Raw genomic sequence first — 12,554 nt, 5'->3', positions numbered from 1 at the left:
ATCGGTCATGTCAGATCCTTACCGGTTGGCAAACAGGTCGCTGAGCCAGCGGTTTTCAAAACGACCGTGGGGGTCGAGCTCGGCTTTCAACGCCACAAAGTCGTTCCAGCGTGGCAGCAGGGCCGGGAAGTCGTAGAGATCCATCGCCAGATGCTTGCCGAAATGGGGGATACCGCCAAGGGGCACCAGCAGCTGCTGTAGCTCGCGCATCTGCTCCATTGAGCCGTTGACGAAGGTGCCGTCTGCAGCCAGATAGACCAGAAAACCGATCCAGCAGACCGGCTGGCCATAAGCGGCACTGAGCCAGGCCTCGGAAGGGCCGGTGCAGCGCAGGATAAAGGGGTAGTGCAACACGCCCGGATTGGCCTGCTGCCACGCTTGCAGAGTCTCCAGCGCCTCGTTCATGCGATGCAGCGGCACCGCCACCTCGCAGTTGATTTGGGGCGCCGGGATCCCCTTGCAGAGGATCTGGTAGACGTTGCCCACCAGATCGGAGGCATCCTTGAAGCGGCGCACCGTCTCGAAGTGCTCACCGGCCAGTGCCTCATCCTTGGTATCTTTCGCCATCTTCTGCAAAGTGGCATCTATGGTGGCGTTCATGCGGGCGTCGATATCGCCATCCAGCAGCAGCGGCTCGCTACCCGCGGCCCGGTAGCGGGCAACCTCCTCATCGGAGGCGGGATCCACCAGCCAGATGTGGCTCTCGCCGGTCCATGCAAACCACCAGCTCTTCACGAAGCCGTGCTCGCGGTTGAGCCGCTCGTTGTGCTCTAGGAGGAAGGGGTAATCGGTGGTGAACTTGGTGCAACGCATGATGCGGTTGGGCACGGTACGCAGGGTGACGTCTAGCAGGATGCCGAGCATCCCCATCCCCATCACGAAGGCGCCGAAGCGCGGGTCGGTGCGATCCACCCGGATGATGTCGCCATTGGCCAGCATCACCGTCATCGCCTCCACCGCATCGCACAGGGCTGACTGGTGCAGCCCCTGACCGTGGGTGCCGGTGCTGAGGGCGCCGCCCAGGGTTTGGATGCCGATAACGCCGGGGGATGCGGGCAGCATCCGCTCCATGGCGATCAACTCGGCATAAACGGTATCGAGGGGCGTCCCCGCCTGATAGGTGACGGTGTCGGCGGTTTGCGTCAACTGACCGCGCAGGTGGTGCAAGTCCACCAGCAGCGCCTGACTGCCCTCGGCATAGACGCTGTGGATGGGTTCGAAGGAGAGGCCGGAGCCGATAAGGCGCAGCTTGCGCTCGGGGTGTTTCCGCAGCAGCATTTGCAACTCGTCGCGGGTTTTCGGGCGCCACACCTGATCCAGCGCTCCGAGGGGATTGGTTCTCGACCAGTTGAACAGCACCTCCCGATTACCGATCGCCTTGATGCTGTGAAATGCCTGGAACTGAACCGTCATACCGCGCCTCATCTTTTACTGACGTCAAAATGAGCGCTGATTCTACCGAAAAGCGAGCCGCAAGGCATGAAAAACAAGCCCCTGCAGTCGAGGGGGGATAGGGAGAGAGCACTTCCCTACCCTGCCAGAGGGGAGCGTGTCCGCCCGTCTGTCACCGATAGATCAGGTGGCGTTCGGGATGCCTCGCACCCCATCTGGCTGGCGGGTTTGTGCCTCTTCCGGCAGCAGCTCCTCGCAGAACTGGCGCAGCGGCATGGGGCGGGCAAACAGATACCCCTGCAGATAGTCGACCCCTTTGGCCCTGAGATAATCAGCCTGACGCTCACTCTCCACCCCTTCCGCCACCAGCGCCAGACCGAGCCGGGTCGCCAGATCGATCACGTTGTCCACGATATGTTCCGAGAGCGACTCGGTACCGATGCGGGCGATAAAGGATTTGTCGATCTTGAGGTAATCCACATGAAACTGCTGCAGGTAAGCCAGGCTGGAGTGGCCGGTACCAAAGTCGTCGATGGCGAGTTTGACCCCCATCTCGTCCAGCTGGCGGAACAGGGAGAGGGTCTGGGGATCTGACATCAACAGCTCCCGCTCGGTCAGCTCCAGCACCAGTACCACCTTGCCGGGGAGGAAGTGGCCGAGAAAGGCGCGGCACTCGGCCAGCAGGGCAAAATCGTGGCAATGAGCCGCGCTGATGTTGAAGCTGATATGAAACCCATCGGGCAACTGCTCCTGAGAGCGGTTCAACCGTGTCGCCACCTGCTTCATGATATGGGTGGTCATGGGGACGATCAGTCCCGACTCCTCCGCTTGCGGGATAAAGAGATCGGGCCGGATCACCCCTTCATTGACATGCTCCCAGCGCATCAGCACCTCGGCGCCCATCATCTTGCCGTCGTGGCTGGCAATCAGCGGCTGCAGGTAGGGAACAAACTCCCTGGCCCGCAGGGCACGTCGCAACTCATCTGTTGGCGAGCCGGGACGCCCCAGCACCCACCACACCAGCCAGGCCAGCAAAAGCGAGGAAACCGCCAGCCACGACAGCGCCACGTGCCGCGCGGCCCACAGCGACTTCCAGTAGACCGGCATGGCATAACCGGCATGGATGGTGAAAGGATAATGGGATGAGGTGAGGGCCTGGCTGATCCCGCGATGGAGGGTGGGCGCCTCGCTCAGATAGCGGCCAGACTCATTGAGCCAAGCCGATCCCACCTGCAGATAGAGTGCACTGGATTTTCCGCTCATGGAGAGCATGAAGCTGAGCTGGGTACTGTCGATGGCGCTCAAGGCGGCATCCTTGCCCTGTTCGGTGCGCACCACCAGCAGCGGGTGATTTTGCCGCACTCGGTTGCCACTCATCAACAACAGCTTGCGGCCGGTGTAGATGGAGCCGTCATCGGCATCATTGGCCTCACCAAACAGCGAGGTGCAATTGATGATGCCGTTTCGTACCAGATTGACCGAACGCAGGAAGGGCTCGATGGCGACCTTCTTGCGCAGCACCAGCAGGTTGTCGCGACAGGGAGCATTCACCAGAGGCAGCACGGAGCGGTTGGCCTGCTCCGCATGATCCAGCATCGACTCCATCAGGGTTCTGGCCTTGTGGGCCGAGGCGCTGGATTCCGCTTTCAGCTCCTGCACATAATTGCTGTGGATGAGCCAAGCTCCCACCAGCAGCGGCAGGGTAAAGACCAGCAAGGCACCGCCGAAGCGTAACCCGGTTCGGGAGAGATCGATCCTGAACAGAAACATAAAGAACCACGCCGCAATTCGTCAGGCCTGCCAACGCAAGCACCCAGTGAACAGATATCCACTTTCCCTCGATAACGATGCCTCATCATTACCGCACATAACCGAACAACATAACCCAAAGCGTTTATAAAACGAACCACCAAACAGGTGGTTGGATCTCTCTAGCAAGGATCGTGCAAACAATCTTCAAAAAAGACGGTGAATAACACACAAATAAATAATGCCGCGTAAATACGCGGCATTATTGGCTTCTTATCGCGCAAATCGCGCAAGAACTCCGTTAAACGGCTTGCTGCAGGATCACCGCATCGGCCTTCTTGGTGTAGGAGGCGATCTCGTTGAAGTTGAGGTAGCGGTAAGTGTCTGCCGCAGTGGCATCCAGCGCCTTGGCATACTGCAGGTACTCCGCCACAGTCGGGATCTTGCCGAGGATGGCGGCAACGGCGGCCAGCTCCGCAGAGGCCAGATAGACGTTGGCACCTTTACCCAGACGGTTCGGGAAGTTACGGGTGGAAGTGGAGACCACCGAGGCCCCTTCCGCTACCCGCGCCTGGTTGCCCATGCACAGGGAGCAGCCCGGGATCTCGATGCGGGCACCGACGCGACCAAAGATGCCGTAGTAGCCCTCTTCGGTCAGCTGATCCTTGTCCATCTTGGTGGGCGGCGCGATCCACATGCGGGTAGGCAGCTCGCCCTGATACTTCTCGAGCAGTTTGCCGGCGGCACGGAAGTGACCGATGTTGGTCATGCAGGAACCGATGAACACTTCGTCGATCTTGTCGCCAGCCACGTCGCTCAGCAGACGGGCATCGTCCGGATCGTTCGGCGCACACAGGATCGGCTCCTTGATGGTGGCCAGATCAATCTCGATGATCTCGGCATACTCGGCATCCTTGTCCGCTTCCATCAGGGTCGGGTTGGCCAGCCACTCTTCCATCCCCTTGATGCGACGGGTGATGGTGCGCGGGTCACCGTAACCTTCGGAGAGCATCCATTTCAGCATCACGATGTTGGACTTCAGATACTCGATGATCGGCTCTTTATCCAGCTTGATGGTGCAACCGGCAGCGGAACGCTCGGCACTGGCATCGGCCAGCTCGAAGGCTTGTTCCACTTTCAGGGTCGGCAGACCTTCGATCTCGAGGATACGGCCGGAGAAGATGTTCTTCTTGCCCGCTTTCTCGACGGTCAGCAACCCCTTCTGGATGGCGGCATAGGGGATGGCATGGACCAGATCACGCAGGGTGATGCCCGGTTGCAGCTCGCCCTTGAAGCGCACCAGCACGGACTCCGGCATGTCCAGCGGCATCACACCGGTGGCGGCGGCGAAAGCCACCAGACCGGAGCCCGCCGGGAAGGAGATACCGATGGGGAAACGGGTATGGGAATCACCACCGGTTCCCACGGTATCCGGCAGCAGCATGCGGTTCAGCCAAGAGTGGATGACGCCATCACCCGGACGCAAGCTCACACCGCCGCGGTTCATGATGAAGTCCGGCAGGGTGTGGTGGGTCTGTACGTCGATGGGCTTCGGATAGGCGGCAGTGTGGCAGAAGGACTGCATGGTCAGATCGGCGGAGAAGCCGAGGCAGGCCAGATCTTTGAGCTCGTCGCGGGTCATCGGGCCCGTGGTGTCCTGGGAGCCGACCGTGGTCATCTTGGGCTCGCAGTAGGTGCCGGGGCGAATGCCCTTCACGCCGCACGCCTTGCCCACCATCTTCTGGGCCAGGGTGAAGCCTTTGCCGGTATCGGCCACCGGCTGCGGGCGACGGAATACGGTGGAGAACGGCAGCCCCAGCGCTTCGCGGGCCTTGTCGGTCAGGCCGCGGCCGATGATCAGCGGGATACGGCCACCGGCGCGCACTTCGTCGATTAGCACGTCGGTTTTCAGTTCAAACTGTGCCAGCACCTGTTCGGTGCCATGTTTGCAGATCTTGCCGGCATAGGGGTAGATGTCGATCACATCGCCCATTTCCAGCTTGGAGACGTCCACTTCGATGGGCAGAGCGCCGGCATCTTCCATGGTGTTGAAGAAGATCGGGGCAATCTTGCCACCCAGACAGACACCGCCAGCGCGCTTGTTCGGCACGAACGGAATGTCGTCGCCCATAAACCAGAGCACCGAGTTGGTGGCGGATTTGCGGGAAGAACCGGTACCGACCACGTCACCCACATAGGCCAACGGAAAGCCTTTCTCTTTCAGGGCATCGATGGTCTTGATGGGGCCGACGGCGCCATCCTTATCCGGAGTAATGCCGGGGCGGGCGTTTTTCAGCATCGCCAAGGCGTGCAGCGGAATGTCCGGGCGGGACCAGGCGTCCGGTGCCGGCGAGAGGTCGTCGGTGTTGGTTTCACCGGTCACCTTGAACACGGTGACAGTGATCTTCTCGGCCAGCTCCGGGCGGGAGAGGAACCACTCGGCATCAGCCCAGGACTGCATCACCTGTTTGGCGTGGACATTGCCCGCCTTGGCCTTCTCTTCCACGTCGTGGAAGGAGTCAAACATCAGCAGGGTGTGGGAGAGCCCCTTGGCGGCAAGCGGCGCCAGAGTGGCGTGATCCAGCAGGTCGATCAGCGGTTGAATGTTGTAACCACCCTGCATGGTGCCCAGCAGCTCAACGGCTTCGGCGGCAGTCAGGATGGGAGAGTGGGCTTCGCCCTTGGCGACAGCAGTGAGGAAACCGGCTTTGACATAGGCCGCTTCATCAACACCGGGGGGAATACGGGAGGACAACAGCTCTTTCAGAAAATCTTCTTCGCCAGCGGGCGGGTTCTTGATCAGTTCAACCAGAGCGGCGACCTGCTCTGCATCCAGAGGTTTGGCAACCACGCCCTCGGCGGCACGTTCTGCGACGTGTTTACGGTATGTTTCAAGCACGACTAATTCCTCTTTGGTCTTTTTTTGGGGTTCGCCCAGGCTCGCGGCGATCGTCCTTGCGGGACACCCCGTAGGGTGCTCCCCACTATATAAGTTTTAACGACTAATTAAAATCCAAACCCTGCTCACTTATTCACCACAAAATCATAACCAATTAAACATAATGACTTTTTTTGAAAATTAATTGACCGCCGCCAACCAGAATTAACAAATTGGCATCAATTCGGCATTATTCGAACGTACTGCCCAATTGCAGATAGAACATGTTATTCCCCCCTTCCGCCATACCGTAGCCGAGGAACACAGGCCCCAGGAAACTCTCCACTCCCACGTAGACTGAGCCGGCAGTGAAGGAGCTCTCCAGACTGATATCCTCCCCCTTGTTCCAGACCCCGCCCTGCTCCAGCGATCCACCCAGATAGAGCGGCATCTTGAGGGCACCGAAGTCGTTGTCCGCTACCCGATAGATATAACGCAGGCCGCCAAACAGGCTGTAACGACCGCTCAGCTGGTAGCGCTGGAAACCGGACATGCGGAACAACCCGCCCAGATCCTGCACGAACAGTGGATACTCCTCCTGAGAAGTGGACCCGCCCCCTTCCAGCAGCAGGTTGAGGCTATGTCTTTCCCAAGACCAAGGCTTAATCATCGACAGGTGGTAGTTGATCCCTTCATGGAGCTCATTGCCCCCCTCCTTGTCATTCAGCCGGACGGAGGTATACCCCCCCTTGATGTCCCAGTAGGCTCCTTGATAGGGGAAGTAACGGCTATCCAGAGTATCGTGCTCGAATCGGGCATAGGGTCCCCAGGCTGTGGCATCCCCCTGCAGCTCCTTGACGTTTTTGATCTCGATACTGCCCGTCCGCCCTTCCAATCCCATCGACAAGCGACTCCAGGGCTGACGGTTCCAGCCCACCGCCAGATCGGCGCTGAAGAAGGAGTACTCGGCATCAAGATAGGTGAAGGATGGCTCTTCCGGATCCGGATTGAACAGACTTCTCAGAGTCTGGTCATAGGCCAGACTCGCCTCGCCATAGAAAGTCTGGGAGGGCTCGAGCGGGGTATAGAAGTCGGTCTTGATATGCTTGGCCGTCCCCAACGACGCCTCGGTCAGCCACTCGGCCCCCCACTCGTTGACGTTGGTAAGGGTATAGGACATGCCGACGTTATAGTTGGAGGTGTTCTGGAAATCGTCGGAGAAGCCAAACTGGAAGTTGAGGTAACCCGGCCCCCAGTTCTTCTCGCTGGCATCCACTACCAGCACGTTCTCCCCATCACGCTCCTCCACTTCATAGGTGATGCGATCGAATGACTCCAGCGCATAGAGGCGGCGAATGCCAGCCTCCAGACTCTCGTTGGTCTGGATCTTGTCAGGCCGAACATCCAGCATGGCGCGCACCGTCTCGTCAGAGAGGCGCGACTTGTTGATGATCTCCACCTTGTCGATGAAATAAGCGGGCTGGCCACTACGTTCGGCACGTCGGCTCAGCTTCTGGTTGCGATAGGCGTTGTACTGCGTCTTGGTGAGTGACAACTTATCGAGTTGCAGCGACGCCTTGTCCGCCGCCGCCTCACCCATCTTGATCCCCTCCCGCATCCGGGCAAAGTCGGCAATCCCAATATCGCCAAATTCGGGGGCAATCAGTATGTCTTTGGGTCCCATCAGTGCCTTCTGCTTGTCAGTCCCCACCTGGGTCATATAGGTGGTAAGCTGATCGATCATGGCGAGACCTGACTTCAAGGACTCCCGGGTACGCAGCTTGGCACCGATATCCACCGCGATCACCACGTCGGCCCCCATCGCCTTGGCCACATCCACCGGCATGTTGTTGACGCTGCCGCCGTCCGCCAGGATGTGCCCTTCCCACTCCACCGGCTTGAGAGCACCGGGAATGGACATGGAGGCCTGCATCGCCTTGGCCAGGCTGCCGTGATCCAGCACGAAGGGTGTCACCGTCTCCATATCGGTCGCCATGGCGCGGTAGGGGATGGGCAGATCATCGAAACTCGCCTGCACCGGCAGGTTGGAAGTAGCTGCCCTCAGCAGGCTGGCCATGGATTGGCCCTGGAAGAAACCGTCCGGCAGCTGGGTGGTGTCGCCATTCACCCCGATGTCAGTGCGCAGTTGGTACTGCTCGTTCTGCTGCTTTTTACGCAGCGACAGCTCGTCGCGGCCAACCTTGTCCTGATACCCCTTGTTCCAGTCGATGGCTAAAGTAGTGCGCTCCACCTCCTCGGCACTGAGCCCCATGGCGTACATCCCCGCCACATAAGAGCCCATGCTGGTACCGACTATGATATCGACCGGGATCCGTTTCTGCTCCAGTACCTTGAGGATGCCGATATGGGCAGACCCCTTGGCACCACCGCCACTGAGCACCACTGCAATTTTCGGGCGCTCTCCCTGTGCCGCCACAGCCAACAGCGGGCAGACCGCCAGCATCACCAAAAGCAGACGGGTCCATCCCGCACCTAAGCTGCGCATCATATTTTCCATATTATTCAGAGGGTCAGTCACCAAGGATGGCCTCTACTATAAGGGGCCGGGCAGTTAGCGCAACCGTCAATCCACATCCCGCGTGTGCAGCATGCCGGAGGGGGGCGCCGTCGCCCCTGTGAGCGCAAACGTAATCCGAAAATAAAGGCATCCCCGGACTCATGAGTGGCAGAGTACGGCCGCTAATATGAGGGTCGTCAACCTCAACCTTTTGAGCACCTTTATGCTGGCAACCCTCACTCTCAAACAGAAAATAGTGGCGACGGTCACTCTGGCCGTGGTCGTCTCCTGCCTGCTGGTAGGCTACTTCAGCCAACGCTCGGCCCAGCAACTGATCGAAACCCGGATGTTCGAGCAGGAGCTGCCCAACCTGACCCAGCGGATCAGCAAGGAGATAGAACAGGATCTCCACGGCATCGCCCAGGCCGCACGCCAACTGGCCACCGACCGTTTCATCCTCGACTGGGTGGATCGGGGCATGCCCAAAGAGCAGGAGTCAATCCTCATCAACCAACTCAAGGATGTAGCCAACCAGTATGGTCTGGTGACTGCCTCTTTCGCCGATCGCCAAACCGCCGCCTACTACAACCAGGATGGCTTTCTGCGCAACCTGACCCCCGCACAGGACGCCTGGTTCTATGACTACACCAAGAGCCAGAAGGAGATGACCCTCAGCATCTTCCGCGAGAGCAACGGCGAGGTGAAGCTGTTCGTCAACTTCCAGCAACTCAACGGGCGCGGGTTGGCCGGCTTTGCCAAATCCCTCGACACTATGGTGACCATGGTCGCCAACTTCCGGCTGGAAGAGAGTGGCATCGTCTTTATGGTCGATGGCAGTGGCAAGGTGAAGCTTCATCCCGAGGCCAACCGCATCGAGCGTGACACCCTTGGCAGCATTGCCAGCGGCGATACCGGCAGCCTGCTGGCCAAACGCCCCTTTGCCGTCATCAACGCCGAAGTGAATGGTGAGCCCATGGTACTGGCCAGCAGCTATATCCCGCTGCTCGACTGGTATCTGGTAGCCCAGGTGCCGGCAGCCGAGATCTATGCCGAACTGGATCAGACCCGCAACGAGATCCTGATGATCTCGCTGGTCATCGCGCTGGCCATGGGGCTGATGGGGATGCTGCTGTCCGGCTCGGTCAGCCGTCCGCTCAATGAGCTGGCCCGCCTGTTCAAGGAGCTGGGTAGCGGCGATGGGGATCTTACCCAGCGCCTGAAAGTGGAAGGACGTGACGAGCTGAGTCAGGTCGCCACCGGCTTCAACAACTTCGTCGCCAAGATCCACGGCTCCATCGAGCAGGTGGCGGAGAACTCTCGCCAGCTCGCGGCCACTGCCAATGAAGTGGCAACCAAGGCCCAACTGACCCAGCACAACTGTACCGCCCAGCGCGACCGTACCGTGCAGGTGGCCACCGCCATCCACGAAATGGGCGCTACGGTGAGCGAGATCGCCGGTAACGCTTCGCTGGCAGCAGAAGTAGCCAGACAGGCCAACGATCAGGCCGATGCAGGGGCGGTCGTGGTGGCACAGGCACGCCACGGCATCGTCGGCCTCTCCGGCGAGATTGAGCAGGTGGCAGGGGTTATCGAGTCGCTGGCGAGCCAGACCGACTCCATCGGCAGCATCCTCGAAACCATCCGCAGCATCTCGGAGCAGACCAACCTGCTGGCACTGAACGCTGCTATCGAGGCCGCTCGCGCCGGTGAACAGGGTCGCGGTTTCGCCGTGGTGGCAGATGAAGTGCGCAATCTGGCCAACCGCTCCGCCGCCTCGACCGCCGAGATCCAGGGGATGATCAACCGCTTGCAGGAGCAGAGTGCCCGCGCCGTCAGCGCCATGGCACAGGGGCGCAACCAGAGTCTGGAGGTGGTGAGCCAGGCCGATGAGGCCAACGCCGCCCTCGGCCAGATCACCGCCCACATCACCCAGATCAACGACATGAATATCCAGGTCGCCACCGCCACCGAGGAGCAGTCCAGCGTGGTCGGCGAGATCAACCGCAACGTGGAAGACATCAACCAGCTCACCATGGAGACCGCCGATATCGCCCACCAGCTGACCGAATCGAGCCGCAGCCTGCAGCAGCTCTCCGGTCAGCTGGACAAGCTGGTTGGCAACTTCCGGCTGTAGTCTGCATCCCACTTATGAAGACTCACCAGAGGGCGCTGCGGCGCCCTCTGTCATAGCCACGGCAAACGGTGACGCACGGCCATTCAACCGCCGTTATGCGGCTCTCGAAATGCCTCATAATCAGGGAAATATGAGGAGGAGTTATGGGCAAGCTGATCGTAATGATATTGCTGGGGGGAGTGCTCAGCGCCTGCAGCAGCGGGCCGGTACGAGTACACGGCGCCGACGTGAGCGTGGATGATACCCGGATCCGGGTCAGCGACGGCAGTGGTGGCGGTTATGGCACCTTCTGCCCGCCCGGTCAGGCCAAGAAGGGGCGCTGTTAAACCACCTGCAGACGCTAAAAAACAAAAAGCCGCTCATTCGAGCGGCTTTTTAGACAAGCGGGGAAGAAAATTACTTTTTCTTCTTGGCCTTGGCGTTCGGCAGGTCGGTGATGGAGCCTTCGAATACTTCGGCAGCCAGACCCACAGACTCGTGCAGAGTCGGGTGAGCATGGATGGTCAGCGCGATATCTTCGGCGTCCGCACCCATCTCGATGGCCAGACCGATTTCACCCAGCAGTTCACCACCGTTGGTACCGACGATGGCACCACCGATAACCCGGCCGCTCTCCTTGTCGAAGATCAGCTTGGTCATACCGTCGGAACAGTCGGACGCAATGGCGCGGCCGGAAGCAGCCCACGGGAAGGTGGCAACTTCGAAGTTCAGGCCCTGTTGCTTGGCTTCCTTCTCGGTCAGACCAACCCATGCCATCTCTGGCTCGGTGTAGGCGATGGACGGGATCACTTTCGGGTCGAAGTAGTGCTTCTTGCCGGCGATAACTTCAGCGGCAACGTGACCTTCGTGAACACCTTTGTGTGCCAGCATCGGCTGGCCAACGATGTCACCGATGGCGTGGATGTGAGCCACGTTGGTACGCAGCTGCTTGTCCACCTCGATGAAACCGCGCTCGGTCACGGCAACGCCTGCCTTCTCGGCATCCAGCATCTTGCCGTTCGGCACACGACCTACGGCAACCAGCACGTTGTCGTAACGAACCGGCTCGGCCGGAGCGTGCTTGCCTTCATAGGAGACATACAGGCCGTCTTCGCGCGCTTCAACTGCTGTGACCTTGGTCTCCAGCATGATGTTGAATTTCTTGGCCACGCGCTTGGTGTAGATCTTGACGATGTCTTTGTCGGCCGCCGGAACCAGCTGGTCGGCAAATTCCACCACGTCGATCTCGGAACCCAGAGAGGAGTAAACGGTACCCATCTCCAGACCGATGATGCCGCCACCGATAACCAGCAGTTTGCCAGGAACGGTTTTCAGCTCCAGCGCATCGGTAGAGTCCCATACGCGCGGGTCATCGTGGGGGATGAACGGCAGTTTCACCGGACGGGAACCGGCCGCGATGATGGCGTTGTCGAAGGTCACGGTAGTCTTGCCGTCGGCACCTTCCACTTCAAGGGTGTTCGGGCCGGTAAATTTACCCAAGCCGTTAACAACCTGAACTTTACGCATCTTGGCCATGCCAGCCAGACCGCCGGTCAGCTGGTTGATAACCTTCTCTTTCCACAGACGGATCTTGTCGATGTCGGTCTGCGGTGCACCGAAGACGATGCCGTGCTCGGCCAGCGCCTTGGCTTCTTCAATCACTTTTGCAACGTGCAGCAGCGCCTTGGAGGGGATGCAGCCCACGTTCAGGCAGACGCCACCCAGGGTGGAGTAACGCTCGACGATAATAGTATCCAGACCCAGATCGGCTGCACGGAAAGCAGCGGAATAACCGGCAGGGCCAGCACCCAGTACTACGACCTGGGTTTTGATTTCTTTACTCATCATGACCTCTTTGTCGTTCTTATATCCCCGGACAGCGCAGTCTTATACCGAAACGGGTG

At 59.6% G+C, this 12,554-nt stretch carries 7 protein-coding genes; 2 read left to right on the top strand and 5 right to left on the bottom strand.

All coding sequences use genetic code 11. The annotated features are described in order from the left end of the window. Positions 1 to 18: 18 nt before the first annotated feature. The 4 genes from I6L35_RS08335 to I6L35_RS08320 form a co-directional block, all read right to left on the bottom strand. Positions 19 to 1,413 carry a D-arabinono-1,4-lactone oxidase gene (locus I6L35_RS08335; RefSeq protein ID WP_216979998.1) on the bottom strand — a complete coding sequence of 465 codons (1,395 nt, stop codon included), beginning with the start codon at positions 1,411 to 1,413 and terminating at the stop codon, positions 19 to 21. Between the two features lie 162 nt (positions 1,414 to 1,575). After that, complete coding sequence (locus I6L35_RS08330) at positions 1,576 to 3,162, bottom strand: EAL domain-containing protein (protein WP_005355079.1); 1,587 nt, start codon at positions 3,160 to 3,162, stop codon at positions 1,576 to 1,578. Positions 3,163 to 3,442: 280 nt separating this feature from the next. After that, positions 3,443 to 6,040, bottom strand: coding sequence for a bifunctional aconitate hydratase 2/2-methylisocitrate dehydratase (gene acnB, locus I6L35_RS08325; protein WP_005341651.1), 2,598 nt, complete (start codon positions 6,038 to 6,040; stop codon positions 3,443 to 3,445). A gap of 229 nt (positions 6,041 to 6,269) precedes the next feature. Then, positions 6,270 to 8,525, bottom strand: coding sequence for a patatin-like phospholipase family protein (locus I6L35_RS08320; RefSeq protein WP_216980258.1), 2,256 nt, complete (start codon positions 8,523 to 8,525; stop codon positions 6,270 to 6,272). A gap of 235 nt (positions 8,526 to 8,760) precedes the next feature. Between I6L35_RS08320 and I6L35_RS08315 the strand changes: the two genes are divergently transcribed. Beyond that, positions 8,761 to 10,671, top strand: a complete 1,911-nt coding sequence (locus I6L35_RS08315; RefSeq protein WP_216979997.1) for a methyl-accepting chemotaxis protein — start codon at positions 8,761 to 8,763, stop codon at positions 10,669 to 10,671. 143 nt (positions 10,672 to 10,814) lie between these two features. Then, positions 10,815 to 10,997, top strand: coding sequence for a hypothetical protein (locus I6L35_RS08310; RefSeq protein WP_005341657.1), 183 nt, complete (start codon positions 10,815 to 10,817; stop codon positions 10,995 to 10,997). A gap of 70 nt (positions 10,998 to 11,067) precedes the next feature. Here the strand turns inward: I6L35_RS08310 and lpdA are convergent, their stop codons facing one another. Further along, positions 11,068 to 12,495, bottom strand: coding sequence for a dihydrolipoyl dehydrogenase (lpdA, locus tag I6L35_RS08305; protein ID WP_005336123.1), 1,428 nt, complete (start codon positions 12,493 to 12,495; stop codon positions 11,068 to 11,070). Positions 12,496 to 12,554 lie beyond the last annotated feature (59 nt).

The sequence above is a fragment of the Aeromonas sp. FDAARGOS 1405 genome, from assembly GCF_019048265.1.
GTDB classification, from domain to species: Bacteria; Pseudomonadota; Gammaproteobacteria; order Enterobacterales; family Aeromonadaceae; genus Aeromonas; species Aeromonas veronii_A.
The sequence above is the reverse complement of the archived record's forward strand: the minus strand, read 5'-3'. Positions and strand labels throughout refer to the sequence as shown.